Consider the following 15447-nt stretch of genomic DNA (forward strand, 5'->3'; position numbering starts at 1 on the left):
GTTGTTCCGGCTTGCACGGCGGGCATCGCTAGCCGGCCGCCTCGGCGATGTCAGCGCGCGGCCTTGCCCAGGCGCGCCAGGATTTCGTCGTTGTGCTCGCCGGGCTTGGGCAAGGGACTGCGGACGCCGGGACGGCGACCGCCCATCAGCAGCGGCAGCAGCACCGCCGGCGCCGTCGAGCCGTCTTCGGCCTGCATCGGCACCAGTCCCCCGCTCTCCTTCAGATGCACATCGTCGAGCAGCTGGTCGGGGCGCACGATCGGCGCGTAGGGAATGCCGGCCGCCTCGAGCTTCGGCGCCAGCTCGGCGACGCGGTGATGCCGCAGGATGTTGCCCAGCTGCTCCAGCAACTGTGGACGCACTTCCACGCGCGAGGCATTGCTGGCGTACTCGGGCACGTCGAGCAGGTCGGGCCGCTCCAGCACCTTGCACAGCGTGACGAACTGCTTGTCGCTGACCGCGCCGATGAACAGCTGCTCGTCGTCGGCCAGCGTGAAGACGTCGTAGACGCTCCAGGCCGATACGCGCGAGGGCATCGGCGGCGGGGCCTCGCCGGTCATCGCGTACTGCTGCATATGCTGCGAGGCGAGGAACACGCAGTTCTCGAACAGCGCGCTCTGGATTTCCTGGCCGCGGCCGGTTCGATCGCGCTCGCGCAGCGCGGCCAGCACGCCGATCGCGCCGAACATGCCGCCCATGATGTCGTTGACGGAGGTGCCCGCGCGCAAGGGCCGTCCCTTCGGCCCGGTCATGTACGACAGGCCGCCCATCATCTGCACCACCTCGTCAAGCGCCAGCCGGTTCTCGTACGGCCCCGGCAGGAAGCCCTTGTGCGAGACATAGATCAGCTGCGGACAGGATTTCGACAGCGTGTCGTAGTCCAACCCGAGCTTGCGCATCAGCCCAGGACGGAAGTTCTCCAGCAGCACGTCGCATTGCCCTGCCAATTGCGCCGCGGTGGCACGGCCTTCGTCGGTGGTGATGTCCAGCACCACGCTCTTCTTGTTGCGGTTGAAGGCGCGGAAAAAGCCGATGCCCAGGCCCGGCAGTTTGCGGGTCTTGTCGCCGCCCGGCGGTTCGACCTTGATCACCTCGGCACCGAGATCGGCCAGGATCATGCCGCAGGTCGGGCCCATGACCATATGGGTGAACTCGACCACGCGGATGCCGGCGAGCGGGAGGGATTCGTTGCTTTGCGTCATGATATGAGCCAATCGGCGGCGATCAGGCGTGGAAAGTCGGGGAAGCTGCCGCGCCGCAGCGGCGCGGCTCATCAAGGCCGGAATCGTCGTCGGCGCCGACGCCGCGGAACGTCTTCGGCAAGCCGGCGCGCCACAACGTGCCGTGCAAGGTCTCGCCGACAAGCCAGGCCGCGACCCGTCCGCGCAGGCGCAGCAGCGCGCCGATATCGAGGCCGGTGTCGATGCCCATGCTGCCCAGCATATAGGCCAGGTCTTCGGTCGCGACATTGCCGCTCGCGCCCGGCGCATGCGGGCAGCCGCCGATGCCGCCAAGGCAGGCGTCGAAGCGGCTCACGCCGGTCTGCATCGCCGCGTAGACATTGGCCAACCCGAGTCCGCGGGTATCGTGAAAATGGCCGCACCACAGGCGATCGCCGGCGATCGCAACGGCGCGTTCGAACAGCGCGGCCACCTGCGCGGGATCGGCATAGCCGACCGTATCGGCAAGGCTGACGCGGTCCGCACCGGCATCGAGCAATGCTTGCATCAGGCGCAATACCTCGTCGGCATCGACACGGCCCTGGATCGTGCAGCCGAACGCCGTGCCGACGCCGCCTTCGATCAGCGTGCGGGCACCGGCGGCATCGCGGGCCGCGCGCATGCGGGCCACCTCGGCCACCACTTCGTCGGGGGTCTTGCGCAGGTTCGCCAGACTGTGCGCACGGCTCGCCGACAGCGGCACCAGCATCAGGTCGGCGCCGTGGGCCAGCGCCAGTTCGGCACCGCGCAGGTTCGGCACCAGCACCGAGCAGAACAGCCCCGGCAGCGTCCTGGCGAAGGTCAGCAACTCGGCCGTATCGGCCAATTGCGGCAGCAGCCGCGCGGGCACGAACGAACCGATCTCGATTTCACGCTGGCCGGCTTCGTAGGCGGCGCGGATCCATTCGCGCTTGTGTTCGGTCGGCACGATGGTCTGCACGCTTTGCAACCCATCGCGCAGGCCGACCTCGCGGATCACCGCGCGGCTCGGAACGGAAGGAAGATGGCTGGCTTTCATGGCTCTTGCAGGGATGCGGCCGGCAGATCGGCGATCTGGTGCGGCGGGATGGGAGCAATGTATGCCATTCCATAAATGATCTACAGCGATCATTCGCGCACATTACGGTTCCCGATCGGAAAGTCTCGCCACCGCGCGGATGGAAACCGTTGGAGCGCTTTCAGTGATACGTGGCATAGGATCACAGACACCAAATGCAAATAATAATTTTCTCTTTTATCGGTGTCGCGCTATTATTATTTCCATGCCACGCAAAGCAAACGCCGTAACGACGCTACCTGGACCGGTCTCGCGATCGCTCAAGACCCTGGGCGCCAATCTGCGGGTCGCCCGCAAGCGCCGCAAGGAAACCATGACGGCATTCGCGGAGCGAATGCAGGTGTCCGTGCCTACGTTGAGGAAGATGGAAAACGGCGACCCCACCGTTTCGATGGCGGTTTATGCAATGGCGCTCTGGCTGGTGGGCCGCTTGAACTGGCTTCCTCAGATTGCGGATCCCGCTGTGGATGAAGTGGCCCTGGAACTCGAACTGTCGCGCATTCAACGCACAAGCACCGCTGCCAAAGTGACATGGAGAAAGCCGTGACGGACCATCTCTTTGTATGGATATACCTGCGGCATCGGCCAACGCCAGTGCTGTGCGGACGCCTGGACCTGATCGGTGGACGCCAGAGCCTGTTTTCCTATGCCACCGAGTATCTCGAACGCCAGGACAGCTTTCCGGTTTCCCCAGACCTTCCATTGCGGCCGGGTCAATATGCGCCACCACCAGGCCTCCCGTTGCCCCCGATCTTTGAAGACGCGGGACCGGATCGCTGGGGTCAACGCGTCATCGACCGAGCCTTCAATCCGCGCCGCCGCGCCGCCATCGACTATCTGGCACTGGCTGGCGAAGATCGCATTGGCGCGTTCGGCTTTTGCCTTTCCGATCAGGCTTACATCGTCGAACAGTCCCCGGTTTTTCGTCGAGGCGATCTGGGCAGCCTGCTAGAGGCAGCACGCGCGGTGGAACTACAACTGCCGATCGACGAACGGCTGCGGCAATTGCTTCGACCCGGGGGGACGGCGGGCGGAGCTCGGCCCAAAGCAACCATCGATGATGACGGACGTGCATGGATAGCGAAATTCCCGGCGCAAGGAGACGACGTCGATTTCTGTGCAATCGAGCATGCCTCCTTGCGACTCGCCGCCACCTGCGGCATCGACGTACCGGAATCGCGGCTGGTGAAGCTGGATCGCAGCAGCGTACTGCTGGTGGCCCGCTTCGATCGTGAACCGGATGGGGCTCGCACGCATTTCGCCAGCGCACGTACCATGCTTCTTGCGCAGGGAATTGGCGAACCGGAAATGTCCTACGCGGACATAGCGGAGGTGGCTCGGCAGTTTTCACCAACACCCGTCGATGACAGCCGGCAGATGTTCCGAAGGATGGTGTTCAACCTGCTGCTAGAAAACACCGACGATCACGCCAAGAATCACGCCTTCCTCCACGCAGGGGGACAGGCATGGCGCCTCGCACCCGCCTATGACCTTCAGCCGCAGATGCAGGGCCTGCACTACCATCAGTTGATCATCGGCAATGATGGATCGGAGCCGACGCTGGTGAACGCATTGTCATATGCATCGAGATTCATGCTCACAGAGAGCGAAGCGCGTACAGAAATCGAGGCCTTGCTCGACGGTGTGTCGAAGTGGAGACAGGTGTTTTCCGAGGCCGGCGTACCGGCCCATGACATCGAGGCCTGCGCACCTTACATCATGCGCGACACAACCATCCCCGCCCCACGCACAGGCCGCCGACCCGCCAGGCGCTGACTACCCTGCGCTGCTGCTTCGCCCACGTCCGCCCTCTCTGCAGAAATGACGGGCGTACCATATGCACCGTCATAAAACCGACCGGGGGCCAGGCCGCCCGGCAAGGGAGACAGGCAATGGATGCAGGCATGGTCAAGTCGGCGAACCGGGTGTTCGACCTGCTCGAGTTGTTCGAGCGCGAGCGGCGGCCGTTGCGGGTCAGCGAGATCGTCGAGAAGCTCGGCATCCCGCAATCGAGCGTATCGATGCTGGTGCGCACGCTGGTGGCGCGCGGCTATATGGAATTCGACGCGCAGGCGCGCACGTTCTGCCCCTCTGTCCGCGTGTCCTTTCTCTGCGACTGGACCACGCGCAAGCACGGCACCAGTGCCACCGTGCATGACGCCATGCGGCGGCTGTCCGAAGAGACGGGCGAGACCGTGCTGCTGGGCCGCCAGAGCGGCATCATGCTGCAGTACCTGTCGGTCATCGAATCCCCGCATGCGCTGCGGCTCACAGCTGTATCCGGCGGCATGCGCCCGATGCATCTGACCGCGATCGGCATCATGTTGATGAGCCGCATGAGCGACGACGAGGTCGGCCGCCTGCTGCGCCGCTATAACGCCGAGCGCAAGGCGGGATGGCCGCCGGCACGGCTGCCCGACACCCTGCGCGCGGTACGGCAGGCGCGCGAGCAGGGCTACTACGAGTCGGCCAATCTCGCCACGCCGGGTGCCGGCGTGTTGGCGACACTGCTGGCGACGCCAATTCGCGGGCAATGGCTGGGTATCGGCACCGGCGGACCCGTGGCCCGGCTGCATGAGCGCCGCAAGCAACTGCTGCCCGCGGTGCTGGCGGTCGCCCGCAACTGCTAGGCGGCTGCCGCTGCGTCGCGTCGCTGCTCCGCGGTGGCAATCGCCCGGCGACGGGCGATGACCCGCAGCGCCTGCTCCAGATGCAGGCGCTCGACCATCCTGCCGTCAAGATTGATCACGCCCGCATCGGCGTGCTCGTCCGCCGCAAACGCGGCAGCGATCCGCTCGGCCTCGGCAACCTGCTGATCCGACGGAGCGAATGCTGTGTTGGCGGCGTCGATCTGGGAAGGATGGATCAGCGTCTTGCCGTCGAAGGCCATCCGCACCGACTGCGTCAGTTCAACGGCGAAGCCGGCCTGATCGCCGAAGTCATTCCAGACGCCATCGAGGATATCGACGCCGTGCCGCTTTGCGGTCAGCACCGCCTGCATCAGCCACGGCAGCAGGTACCGGCGCTCTTCCCCGGGGAGAACGCCCGTCTCCTTGGCCAGGTCGTTGGTACCGACCACCAGGCAGTCGAGCGTGGGCACCGCGGCACCGCCTGCGACGACGATCGCGTCGAGCGCGTGAATCGCCTGAGCCGTCTCCACCATCGCCCATAGCCGCGCCGGCTTTCGCCATGTCAACACGGCACAGGCTCGCGCGAATCGCAGCACATCGCCGTCGCCGCTGACCTTCGGCAACAGCACGGCATCGACGCCGGCGCGGGCGGCGAGCATCAGGTCCTGCTCGAACTCGGCGGTGCCGAGCGCATTGACCCGCAGCACGACCTCGTGATGCGGAAATGGCTGCGAGGAAAGCGTCTCGCCAAGTTGCGCACGTGCGGCGTCCTTCATCGCGGGCGACACCGCGTCCTCGAGGTCGAAGACGATCACGTCGCACGGCAGCGTTCTGGCCTTGTCGATCGCGCGGGCATTGGCGGCGGGAACGTAGAGCACCGAGCGGCGCAGGCGAAGGTTGTCGTCGGTCATGGTTTTCATAGTCAAGGGTTGGCTTTCCGAACGCGCGGCATGTCGCCGCGCGACACCGAGTCTGACGTCCCGGTCGGCGTACCGTCATCACATATGTGATGGATCGCGGCCGCATCCATCCATCACATATGTGATGCCAGTCGGCGGCGCGCTGATCGATACTGCCTCCACCCCAATAACCGACGCCCGACAAACCGGGCGCATGAACAGGTGGAAATGGAACGATCCGATCAGGCGGCACCCGGCTTTACCGGCGCGATGGCGCAGTGGCTCAGCACGGTCGACGATACGGCGATCGGACCCGCGGCCTTCGTCTGGGCCCGTCATGCCCTGCTGGACTGGCTGGCGGTGGCGATCGCCGCCAACGACGAGCCGCTGGTCACGATGCTTGCCGCCGAGTATGGCGGCGATGCGCTGGCGCCCTGCTCCCTGCTTGGCGGCACCCGTGCAGAAGTTGCCGACGCCGCGCTGATCAATGGCGCCGCCGGTCACGCGCTCGATTTCGACGATGTCGCTTCCGCGATGCGCGGTCACCCGACGGTGCCGGTCGCACCCGCCGCGCTGGCGGTCGCCGAGCTGCATCGCGCCAGCGGGGCCGACCTGTTGCGCGCGCTGATGATCGGCCATGAGATCGAGGCTCGCATCGGCGAGCGATTGGGCGACGCACAGTACCGCTTCGGCCTGCATCCCACCGGCACCACCGGCGCCATCGGTGCCGCCGCGGCCTGTGCGCGCTTGATGGGACTAGACGCGGACCGGACCGCGCACGCGCTCGGTCTGGCGGCGACGCAGGCCGCCGGTCTGAAATGCATGTTCGGCACGATGGCAAAGCCGCTGCATGCCGGCAAGGCGGCGATGAATGGCGTGATGGCGGCCCGCCTGGCGGCGCGCGGCTTCACCGCCAACACCGCGGCACTGGAATGCCCGCAGGGATTTGCCGCCACGCAGGCTCCGGATGGCGAGCCCTTGCCTGCCCACTTCGAGCGGCGCGACACCATGGCAATCGAGAGGACGCTGTTCAAGTACCACGCGTCCTGCTACCTGACCCACTCCACGCTCGAGGCCGTGGCCCAGGCTCGCCGCAAGCATGGCATCGGCCTGGACGATATGGAGACGATGGCCATCCTCGTGTCGGGCCCGCATCGCGGCGTCTGCGACATCGCCCGGCCGCGCACCGGACTCGAGATCAAGTTTGCGATCCAGCATCTTGCCGTGATGGCGCTGGATGGCGTCTCGACCGCCTCGCTGAGCAACTACACCGACGAGCGGGCCACCGATCCGCGCCTGGTTCGGGCTCGCGAACGCGTCACGCTGCGCACCGATCAGGGTGGCGACCGCAACGCCGCGGGCGTCGAGATTCGCACTCGCGACGGCCGGACCGTGCGCGAGAGCGCCAACGTCGCCGTGCCGGCGAGCGATCTGGAGCGCCAGTGGCAGCAATTGCTTGCCAAGGCGGAGGCCATCGTCACGCCGGTGCTGGGCAGCGAGCGCTTCGGCCGCCTGGTCGACGCGGTGCAATCGCTGGACCGTCTCCCCTCCGTTGACTCCCTGTTCGAGGCAATCCGATGACGTCCCAAGACTCCGCTTCCCTGGACCCGACCGTGGCACGGCTGAAGACAGAAGCCACGCTGCGCGCGCGCGGCAACCGCTACGAGGACTTCGAGCCTGGCCGTGCATTCACCCATCACTGGGGCCGCACCGTCAGCGAGGCCGACAACACGCTGTTTTCGGTGCTGACGCTGCACTACAACCCGCAATACACCAATGTCGCCGTGGCCGAAGCCGCGGGCCATCCGCGTATCCCGGTCAATCCGCTGCTGGTGTTCAACACCGTGTTCGGACTGTCCGTCGAAGACCTGTCGGAAGGCGGCGGCCCGTTCCTCGGCGTCGACGAACTGAGCTACCTGCAGCCGGTGTACCCCGGCGACACGCTGTACGCCAGCTCCGAAGTGGTGGCGCGCCGGCTGGCCAGCAATCGTCCCGGCTACGGCATCGTCACCTGGCACACGCGCGGCACCAACCAGCGTGGCGAAGCGGTGATCGAGTTCAAACGTTCGAATCTTGTGAGGACCAGGGCATGACCATCTCGGCAGACGGCAAGGGCTACATGACGGAAGAGCGCGAAATGATCCGCGAAGCGGCGCGCGAGTTCACCATGAAGGAGGTACTACCGGTCGCCAACGCCCTCGACGGTCCCGACGCCGAGATCCCGATGGATCTGCGCGACAAGATGGCGGAGATGGGCTATTTCGGCATCACGATCCCCGAGCAGTACGGCGGCCTCGGCCTTGGCATCTTCGAGTACTGCCTGATCTGCGAACAGCTGTCGCGCGGCTGGATGTCGGTCGCCTCCATCGTCGCCCGCGCGCAGGGCGGCTGGATCATGAAGGCGATGCCGGAGGACATGCGCAAGGCCTACCTGCCGCGTGTGGTGCGCGGCGAGTTTCTCAATGCCAGTGCGCTGTCGGAGCCCGACACCGGCTCGGATCTGGCCTCGATCTCGTGCCGCGCCGAGCGCGACGGCGACGAGTGGGTGCTGACCGGCAACAAATACTGGTGCACCTTCGCCGATGGCGCCGATTACCTGATCCTGTTCGCACGGACTTCGCCGCCGCCGAGCCCCGACAAGCGCTGGGAAGGCATTTCCTGCTTCATGATCGAGAAGGAACGCGGCAGCTTTCCGCCGGGCATGACCGGCTCGCCGATCCCCAAGATCGGCTACTTCGGCTGGAAGACCTTCGAGCTGGCCCTCGACGGCGTCCGCGTGCCCGCCCGCAATCTGATGGGCGGCGAAGGCAAGGCCTTCCTGCTGATGGCCAAGGGACTGGAAGGCGCGCGCGCGCATACCGCGGCACGTGCCATTGGTCTTGCCCAGGGTGCGCTCGAGGACGCGATCGCCTATTCGCTGGAGCGCCGACAGTTCGGCATGCCGATCGCCGAATACCAGGCGATCCGCTTCAAGATCGCCACGATGGCGACCGAGATCGAAGCGGCGCGCCAGCTGCTGTACTACGTCTGCAATGAGATCGACAGCGGCCGCCGGTGCGACAAGGAGGCGTCGATGGTCAAGTACTTCGCCTCGGAAATGGCCGAGCGTGTCACCTCGGCCGCGCTGCAGATCTTCGGCGGCGCCGGCTATACCAAGCTTTTCCCCGTCGAGCGTTACTGGCGCGATGCGCGGCTGACCAAGATCTTCGAGGGCACCTCGGAGATCCAGCAGCGCATCATCGCCAACAGCCTGCTGGGGCGTTCGGAGGTCGAAGCGATGATCGCCAGCCGGGCCTTCGAGCAACGATCCGGGAGGACGACGGCATGAAGACGCACGCGCTGACCAGCCACGACGGCTATTTCGAGGACTTCGCCCCCGGCATGCTGATCCGCCATGCGCGCGGCAAGACGGTGACCGAGATGGACAACGTGCTGCTGACGAATATGGTGATGAACACGGCCGAGGGGCATTTCAACGAGGACGCAATGCGCCGCGCCGCCAACGGCATCTTCTCGCAGCGGGTCGTGTTCGGCGGCATCAATCTGTCGATGGTGCTGGGCCTGGCCGCACAGGACACCGCGGAGCAATGCCTGCGCGAAGTGGGCCTGGACAAGATCCGGCTGTCCCATCCGGTCTTCCATGGCGACACGCTGTACGCCTATTCGGAAGTGCTGGCCGTCGAGGAAGCGGCCGACCGCGCCGATGCGGGTCTCGTCCGTTTCCGCCATTACGGCATCAATCAGCACGACAAGCTGTGCGTGCAGGCGGAACGCACGGTCCTGCTCAAGCGCAAGAGCCATTGGGGCGCGCGATGAGTGGGGACGGCCGCCCTGCCGGCGCCCTCGATGGCCTGGTGGTGCTCGATCTGACACAGATGCTGGCCGGGCCGTACGCCTCGATGATGCTGGCCGACCAGGGCGCGCGGGTGATCAAGATCGAGCCGCCAGGCGGCGACCTGACGCGCCGCAACGGGCCGCATCTGGATGGCGCGCTGCGGCTCGAGCAGCGGGGGTACGGCGCCTATTTCGCCTCGATCAACCGCGGCAAGGAATCGGTGGAACTGGACCTGAAGCATCCGGCCGGGCGGGAGGCGCTGCTGCGGCTGGTGCGGCAGGCCGACGTGCTGGTCGAGAACTATCGGGTCGGCGTGATGGACCGCCTCGGGCTGGGCTACGAGACCCTGGCCGCCGAGAATCCGCGGCTCGTCTATGCCACGCTGCGCGGCTTCGGCGATCCGCGCAGCGGCGCCAGCCCTTACGCCGAGTGGCCCGCCTATGACCCGGTGGCGCAGGCCATGGGCGGCATCATGGGCATCACCGGGCCGCAACGCGGCGGCGCGCCGACCAAGGTCGGGCCCGGTATCGGCGACATCGTCCCCGCGATGTTTCTGGCCTATGGCATCGCCGCGGCCTGCTGGCGGGCGCAGCGAACCGGTCAGGGCCAGTTCGTCGACGTCGCGATGGTCGATGCGGTGCTCGCCGTCTGCGAGCGCCTGGTGTTCCAGTACAGCGTCACCGGCAAGGCGCCCGGGGCCGAGGGCAACGGCCATCCGCTGCTGTGCCCGTTCGGACTGTTTCCGGCCGCTGACGGCCACGTCAGCCTGGGCGTGCCGAACGACCGCTTCTGGGCCCTGCTGGTGGCGCGCATGCAGCGCCCCGAGCTGCAGCACGACCCCCGCTTTGCCACCAACGACGCGCGCGTCGCGCATCGTGAAGCGGTGGACGAGCTGGTCTCGGCCTGGACCCGGCAATTCACCAAGCAGCAGCTCGCGCACGATCTTGGCGGCGAGATTCCGTTCGGTCCGGTGTTCGATGCCGGGGACATCTTCGCCGACTCGCATTTTCGCGTGCGGAACATGCTGGTCGAGGTGGAACAACCGGGCGCGGCACGGCCATTGACCGTCGCCGGAACGCCCGTGCGGATGAGCGCGACACCGGGCACGGTGCGGCGGCGGGCACCGCTGGTCGGCGAGCACACCGCGCACACGCTGGCCGACTTCGGCTTCACCGCGACGGAAATTGCCGCGCTCGCGGCCGGCCGGCAGTAGCCGCCATCGCCCGATCTCGGGAGCGACCGGAGCGACCGGAGCGACAGCCACTCTCAACACCAAGGAGCAAACACAGTGATGCAAAGGGATGCACAACAACGGCCAAAACGGCTGCGCCGCTGCCAGCTTTCCGTACCGGGCTCGAGCGAGAAGATGATGAGCAAGGCGGCCGCGATGGACGTCGATTTCGTCTTCCTCGATCTCGAAGACGCGGTCGCGCCCTCGGAAAAGCGCCCCGCGCGGGCGAAGATCGTCGATGCACTGAACCAGCTCGACTGGGGCAGGACCACCCGCTGCGTGCGCATCAACGACCTGACCACCGAGTACGCCTACGAGGACATCATCGAAGTGGTCGAGGGCGCCGGCGCCAACCTCGACGCGATCATGCTGCCCAAGGCGATGAGCGCGGCCGACGTGCAGTTCGTCGACAAGCTGCTGACGATGATGGAGATCAAGCTGAAGCTGCCGCATCGGATCGGCATCGACGTGCTGATCGAAGAGGTCGAGGCGATGATGAACGTAGAGGCAATCGCGGCCTCCACGCCCCGGCTCGAATGCCTGATCTTCGGCATGGGCGATTACTCGGCCAGCCAGGGCGTGTCGGTACGCGACATCGGGGGCAGCGGCGGGTATCCGGGCGACATCTGGCACTACCAGCGGCACCGGCTGACGATCGCCGCGCGCGCCAACCGGCTCGACGCGGTCGATGGCCCCTTCGCCGATTTCCGCGACCCCGACATCTATCTGCAGGAAGCCCGGCGCGCAATGATCCTCGGCATGGTCGGCAAATGGGCGATCCACCCGTCGCAGGTCGAGTTGGCGCAGCAGGTGTTCTCCCCCTCGCCCGAGGACGTGGCCCGCGCCCGCGACATGATGCGGGCCTACGATGCCGCGCTCGCGCAAGGCCTGGGCGCGGTCCAGTACGACGGCAAGATGATCGACATCGCATCGATCCGCATCCTGCGCAATCTGGTCGAGCGCGCCACGTTGATCGGCATGTAGCGCCCGCTACGGCGGGAACGGAGGCCGGGACACGCGGCCGTGCAGTGATAACAACGATACGGAGACGATATGAAGGCTGACAACCCACTCCAATGCCCGGCCGACGGCCAGCGCCGCCGCCTGCTGCGCGCCGGCGCCGCGCTGGCCATGCTGCCGTGGCCGTTCGCATCCGCGCGCGCCGCCAACTGGCCGAGCCGGCCGATCCGCATCATTGCCGCACAGGCGCCCGGCTCTTCCAACGACAGCACGGCGCGCGCGTTCGCCGAGTACTTCACCAGCGTGCTGAAGGTTCCCGTGGTGGTGGAGAACAAGCCCGGGGGTGTCGGCATGATTGCGGCCGAGACCGTGGCGCGCAGCGAGCCCGACGGCTACACGCTGCTGTTCACGCTGCACAGCCAGCTCGCCCAGGCGCCGGTGCTGCTGCGCAAGCCGCCGATCGATCCGTCCCGCGATCTGCTGCCGATCGCCGCGGTCAGCACCGGCGTCGGCGTGATGGTGGCCAACAAGAACCTGCCGGCCAACAACTTCAAGGAGGTGCTGGCCCTGGCGCGCAAGCGCCCTGTTTCGGTCGGCAACTACGGGGTCGGCTCCGGCTGGCAGCTGATGGTCGCGCAGCTGAAGAAGGAGACCGGCGCGCAGCTCGACATCATCAATTACAAGGGCACCGGCGCAATGATGGGCGACCTGCTGGCCGGCCATATCGATGTCGGCGCGGGCTCGCTGCTGGGCATGTCGGGTGGCCTGCAGTCCGGCGGACTGAAGCCGATCCTGATCATCTCCGGCCCGCGCAGCGATCGCCTGCCGGGCATCCCGACCTGGGCCGATGAGGGCTTCACCAGCCCGGTGTTCCGCAACCTGACCGAATGCAACATGCTGCTGGGCCCGGCGGCCCTGGCGCCGGAGATCGCCGCGCGTCTGGCCGAACTGGTGTCGAAGTCGATCACCGAATCCGAGCAGGTCAAGGCGGTCAGGCAGCAACTTGGCAGCCAGGACACGCCGTTGACCGGCGACGCGCTGCGTCAGTTCATCGGCCGCGTGTGGCCCACCTACCAGGCCGCTACCAAGGCGATCGGACTGACACTGCAATGAAAGTCCGCCGGCGTGCCATCGCCATAGAGGCCGCCATCGCCACGGCATGGACACCAAGGCAGGGGAATTCCGATCCATCATAGAATTTCGTCTTCTCCAACCGACGACGAGATCGCGATGAACGATTGGAACTTGCCCTGGACCGGCGGATGCCGATGTGGACGGCTGCGCTTCGAGATTACCGCTCCGCCGCTGCTGACGATGGCGTGCCACTGCACCGGCTGCCAGAAGATGAGCGCCAGCGCCTTCTCGCTGTCGATGGCGATTCCCGAGGCCGGCTTTCGCGTGACCGAGGGTGAGCCCGTCGTCGGCGGCATGCATGGGGAGCAAATTCATCACCGGCATTGCGATTGGTGCAAGACCTGGGTGTTCACCGAACTCGAACCGAGCATGGGCTTTGTCAACGTTCGCCCCTCCATGCTGGACGATGCCGCATGGTTCCGGCCCTATGTCGAGACGTATACGAGCGAAGCGCTGCCTTGGGCAACGACCGGGGCGGTGCACAGCTTCGAGAAATTCCCGCTGATGGAGGAGTATGGCCCGCTCGTCGCGGAATTCGCGGAAAAGGGCCCGCGCCCGGGCCGCTAGAGCGTGGAGTCGGGGCCAGGCGTCTGCGAAGCAGCGGCACGCCTGGCCCAGGCCCTGCCGACTCAGGTCGGCCAGGCCGATCCCAGGATGATGCTGCAGAAGTTCAGGCGCTTGTAGCTCGGGTCCTTCAGCGCCAGCACGTCGGCCTTGACGTTGCCGAAGGTCGTCATCGGCTTGCGACGCGTGCCCTCGGCGAAATGGTCGATGATGCTTTCCTTGAAATTGTGCTCGCGGGGGTGATGCCGGCAGACGTGATCGCGCTGCTCGCCGGTGAAGTCGTGATAGCACAGCCCCAGCACGTCCATTTCGACGCCCGCCGTGACCAGCGCGACCGTCGGCCGCATATGCTCGGGGATGCCCGGCGTGGTGTGCAGCGCGATGGCGGCCCAGACGTCGTCGATATCCCGCTCGGCAATACCGTAGCCCTTCAGGAAATCGCGCGCCGCATTGGCGCCGTCCACTTCGAAGCGCAGATCGTCGCTGGCATAGCGCTGCGTCAGCCCCATGTCGTGGAACATCGCGCCGATATAGAGCAGCTCGGGATCGTAGGCCAGCGCCTTGCGCTCGCCGGTCAGCGCGCCCCAGAAAAACACGCGGCGGCTATGGTGGTACAGCAGGTCGTCCTCGGTGTCGCGGACCAGCTGGGTCGCGGCGCGGGCCATCGCGCTGTCGGGTACGCGAATGCCGGCAATGATTTCGGACATCGTTAATGCTCCTGAATGGTGGCCATGGCGAGGGCAGCGGCATCATGCACGGCGCCGTCGCCATCGCTACAGTGGGAAGGAAAACTGCCAGCCGGGTCGCCGCCTACTTCCATCGGTTCGGCGAGTCCGTCTTGCGATTCGATTCTGGTCTGCGCGGCGCTTGACTACAATGACAGCATTCCGTCAGATCAGGACATCATGACCGCGCTTCAGGACACCCAAAGGGAATCGACGAGATGAGCGTCACCACCGTCGCCATCCTGATGCTCGAAGGCGTGCAGGCGCTCGATGTCGCCGGGCCCGTCGACGTCTTCGCCGAGGCCAACGCCTTCATCGGGCGCAAGGACCGCTATGAAACGGTGCTGGTCGGCAAGACGCGCAAGCCGCTGCGCGCGTCGAACGGCATGCAACTGATGCCGGACCTGTCGCTCAGCGACGAAGCGCCGCGCTTCGATATCGTGCTGGTGGCGGGCGGCCCGGGGCTGCCGAATGCGCCGGCGGATGCCGCGGTGTCGAAGTGGCTGCGCACCGCGGCGTCGCGCGCACGGCTGCATGGCTCCGTCTGCACCGGCGCCTTCGTGCTGGGCCACGCCGGCCTGCTGGACGGCCGTACGGTGACGACCCATTGGCAGAACGCCGCTCACCTGGCCGAGCGCTTTCGCGCCGCCACGGTCGAATACGACCGCATTTATCTGCGCGACGGCAAGCTGGTCACGTCGGCAGGTGTTACGGCGGGGATCGATCTGGCGCTGGCCCTCGTGCGCGAAGACCATGGCGCCAAGGTGGCACTGGCGGTGGCCAAGCGGCTTGTCGTAGTCGCGCAGCGCCAGGGCGGGCAGTCGCAGTTCAGTCCGTACCTGGCCGCGGCGCCCAGCCAGGCCGATTCGCCAGTGGCGCGCGTGCAGGCCTATGTGATGGCCAATATCGGCGCCAGGCTGACGCTCGACGCGCTGGCGGCCGCGGTCGGCATGAGCGGACGCAATCTGGTGCGCTTGTTCGTGGCCGATACCGGCATGACGCCGCATGCGTTCATCGAGCGGGCGCGCATCGATATCGCGCGCAATCTGCTGGAAGGCAGTGCGCTGCCGTTGAAGTCGATCGCCTACAAATGCGGCTTCGTCACGGTGGATCGCATGCGGGTCCTGTTCCAGCAGCGGCTCGGCATCTCGCCGGCGCAGTATCGCGCGAACTTCCGCTAGCGCCGGCCAGC

General features: G+C 66.5%; 16 protein-coding genes. 12 read left to right on the forward strand and 4 right to left on the reverse strand.

What is annotated here, in order from left to right; translation table 11 throughout:
* Window positions 1-50: 50 nt before the first annotated feature.
* Both HTY53_RS11020 and HTY53_RS11025 read right to left on the reverse strand, forming a co-directional pair.
* Window positions 51-1202, reverse strand: coding sequence for a CaiB/BaiF CoA transferase family protein (locus HTY53_RS11020; RefSeq protein ID WP_174106547.1), 1152 nt, complete (start codon window positions 1200-1202; stop codon window positions 51-53).
* Window positions 1203-1224: 22 nt separating this feature from the next.
* On the reverse strand, window positions 1225-2238 hold the full coding sequence (locus HTY53_RS11025; RefSeq protein ID WP_174106549.1) for a hydroxymethylglutaryl-CoA lyase: 1014 nt from the start codon (window positions 2236-2238) through the stop codon (window positions 1225-1227).
* 244 nt (window positions 2239-2482) lie between these two features.
* On the opposite strand from HTY53_RS11025, the gene HTY53_RS11030 reads away from it, so the two are divergent.
* The 3 genes from HTY53_RS11030 to HTY53_RS11040 all read left to right on the forward strand — a co-directional run bounded on the left by HTY53_RS11030 (window position 2483) and on the right by HTY53_RS11040 (window position 4907).
* Window positions 2483-2824, forward strand: a complete 342-nt coding sequence (locus HTY53_RS11030; protein WP_174106551.1) for a helix-turn-helix domain-containing protein — start codon at window positions 2483-2485, stop codon at window positions 2822-2824.
* A complete protein-coding gene (locus HTY53_RS11035; RefSeq protein ID WP_174106553.1) occupies window positions 2821-4053 on the forward strand; it encodes a type II toxin-antitoxin system HipA family toxin in 1233 nt (410 codons plus the stop codon). Before HTY53_RS11030 ends, HTY53_RS11035 begins: the two co-directional genes overlap by 4 nt.
* A gap of 116 nt (window positions 4054-4169) precedes the next feature.
* A complete protein-coding gene (locus tag HTY53_RS11040; protein WP_238509071.1) occupies window positions 4170-4907 on the forward strand; it encodes an IclR family transcriptional regulator in 738 nt (245 codons plus the stop codon).
* Here the strand turns inward: HTY53_RS11040 and HTY53_RS11045 are convergent.
* Window positions 4904-5827, reverse strand: coding sequence for an HpcH/HpaI aldolase/citrate lyase family protein (locus tag HTY53_RS11045; RefSeq protein WP_254599916.1), 924 nt, complete (start codon window positions 5825-5827; stop codon window positions 4904-4906). The two genes, HTY53_RS11040 and HTY53_RS11045, sit on opposite strands and share 4 nt — an antisense overlap.
* Window positions 5828-6034: 207 nt before the next feature.
* On the opposite strand from HTY53_RS11045, the gene HTY53_RS11050 reads away from it, so the two are divergent.
* The 8 genes from HTY53_RS11050 (at window position 6035) to HTY53_RS11085 (ending at window position 13533) form a co-directional block, all read left to right on the forward strand.
* Window positions 6035-7387 (forward strand): MmgE/PrpD family protein, encoded by a 1353-nt coding sequence (locus HTY53_RS11050; protein ID WP_174106555.1) that lies wholly within the window; start codon window positions 6035-6037, stop codon window positions 7385-7387.
* Window positions 7384-7899, forward strand: a complete 516-nt coding sequence (locus HTY53_RS11055; RefSeq protein ID WP_238509074.1) for a MaoC family dehydratase — start codon at window positions 7384-7386, stop codon at window positions 7897-7899. Before HTY53_RS11050 ends, HTY53_RS11055 begins: the two co-directional genes overlap by 4 nt.
* On the forward strand, window positions 7896-9134 hold the full coding sequence (locus HTY53_RS11060) for an acyl-CoA dehydrogenase family protein (protein WP_174106557.1): 1239 nt from the start codon (window positions 7896-7898) through the stop codon (window positions 9132-9134). Before HTY53_RS11055 ends, HTY53_RS11060 begins: the two co-directional genes overlap by 4 nt.
* A complete protein-coding gene (locus HTY53_RS11065) occupies window positions 9113-9622 on the forward strand; it encodes a MaoC family dehydratase (RefSeq protein ID WP_338018979.1) in 510 nt (169 codons plus the stop codon). The genes HTY53_RS11060 and HTY53_RS11065 overlap by 22 nt, the downstream gene beginning before the upstream one ends.
* Entirely contained in the window at window positions 9619-10854 is a 1236-nt protein-coding gene (locus tag HTY53_RS11070) for a CaiB/BaiF CoA transferase family protein (RefSeq protein ID WP_174106560.1), read from the forward strand. Before HTY53_RS11065 ends, HTY53_RS11070 begins: the two co-directional genes overlap by 4 nt.
* A 78-nt stretch (window positions 10855-10932) precedes the next feature.
* A complete protein-coding gene (locus HTY53_RS11075; protein WP_174106562.1) occupies window positions 10933-11856 on the forward strand; it encodes an HpcH/HpaI aldolase/citrate lyase family protein in 924 nt (307 codons plus the stop codon).
* A gap of 69 nt (window positions 11857-11925) precedes the next feature.
* Window positions 11926-12945, forward strand: a complete 1020-nt coding sequence (locus HTY53_RS11080) for a Bug family tripartite tricarboxylate transporter substrate binding protein (RefSeq protein ID WP_174106563.1) — start codon at window positions 11926-11928, stop codon at window positions 12943-12945.
* A 117-nt stretch (window positions 12946-13062) separates the two neighbouring features.
* The gene (locus HTY53_RS11085) at window positions 13063-13533 is read left to right on the forward strand and encodes a GFA family protein (RefSeq protein WP_174106564.1); all 471 of its coding nucleotides are present in this window, start codon (window positions 13063-13065) and stop codon (window positions 13531-13533) included.
* A 62-nt stretch (window positions 13534-13595) separates the two neighbouring features.
* Here the strand turns inward: HTY53_RS11085 and HTY53_RS11090 are convergent, their stop codons facing one another.
* Window positions 13596-14237 carry an HD domain-containing protein gene (locus HTY53_RS11090; RefSeq protein WP_174106566.1) on the reverse strand — a complete coding sequence of 214 codons (642 nt, stop codon included), beginning with the start codon at window positions 14235-14237 and terminating at the stop codon, window positions 13596-13598.
* 236 nt (window positions 14238-14473) lie between these two features.
* On the opposite strand from HTY53_RS11090, the gene HTY53_RS11095 reads away from it, so the two are divergent.
* Window positions 14474-15436 (forward strand): GlxA family transcriptional regulator, encoded by a 963-nt coding sequence (locus HTY53_RS11095; protein ID WP_174106568.1) that lies wholly within the window; start codon window positions 14474-14476, stop codon window positions 15434-15436.
* Window positions 15437-15447 lie beyond the last annotated feature (11 nt).

The organism is Cupriavidus gilardii (assembly GCF_013314895.1).
Classification (GTDB): domain Bacteria; phylum Pseudomonadota; class Gammaproteobacteria; order Burkholderiales; family Burkholderiaceae; genus Cupriavidus; species Cupriavidus gilardii_C.

Bases quoted from the DNA above. Each gene is read 5' to 3' on its own strand.
- HTY53_RS11020 (WP_174106547.1), bottom strand. From the start codon at position 1,202: ATGACGCAAAGCAACGAATCCCTCCCGCTCGCCGGCATCCGCGTGGTC.
- HTY53_RS11025 (WP_174106549.1), bottom strand. From the start codon at position 2,238: ATGAAAGCCAGCCATCTTCCTTCCGTTCCGAGCCGCGCGGTGATCCGC.
- HTY53_RS11030 (WP_174106551.1), top strand. From the start codon at position 2,483: ATGCCACGCAAAGCAAACGCCGTAACGACGCTACCTGGACCGGTCTCG.
- HTY53_RS11040 (WP_238509071.1), top strand. From the start codon at position 4,170: ATGGATGCAGGCATGGTCAAGTCGGCGAACCGGGTGTTCGACCTGCTC.
- HTY53_RS11045 (WP_254599916.1), bottom strand. From the start codon at position 5,827: ATGAAAACCATGACCGACGACAACCTTCGCCTGCGCCGCTCGGTGCTC.
- HTY53_RS11050 (WP_174106555.1), top strand. From the start codon at position 6,035: ATGGAACGATCCGATCAGGCGGCACCCGGCTTTACCGGCGCGATGGCG.
- HTY53_RS11055 (WP_238509074.1), top strand. From the start codon at position 7,384: ATGACGTCCCAAGACTCCGCTTCCCTGGACCCGACCGTGGCACGGCTG.
- HTY53_RS11060 (WP_174106557.1), top strand. From the start codon at position 7,896: ATGACCATCTCGGCAGACGGCAAGGGCTACATGACGGAAGAGCGCGAA.
- HTY53_RS11070 (WP_174106560.1), top strand. From the start codon at position 9,619: ATGAGTGGGGACGGCCGCCCTGCCGGCGCCCTCGATGGCCTGGTGGTG.
- HTY53_RS11075 (WP_174106562.1), top strand. From the start codon at position 10,933: ATGCAAAGGGATGCACAACAACGGCCAAAACGGCTGCGCCGCTGCCAG.
- HTY53_RS11080 (WP_174106563.1), top strand. From the start codon at position 11,926: ATGAAGGCTGACAACCCACTCCAATGCCCGGCCGACGGCCAGCGCCGC.
- HTY53_RS11085 (WP_174106564.1), top strand. From the start codon at position 13,063: ATGAACGATTGGAACTTGCCCTGGACCGGCGGATGCCGATGTGGACGG.
- HTY53_RS11090 (WP_174106566.1), bottom strand. From the start codon at position 14,237: ATGTCCGAAATCATTGCCGGCATTCGCGTACCCGACAGCGCGATGGCC.
- HTY53_RS11095 (WP_174106568.1), top strand. From the start codon at position 14,474: ATGAGCGTCACCACCGTCGCCATCCTGATGCTCGAAGGCGTGCAGGCG.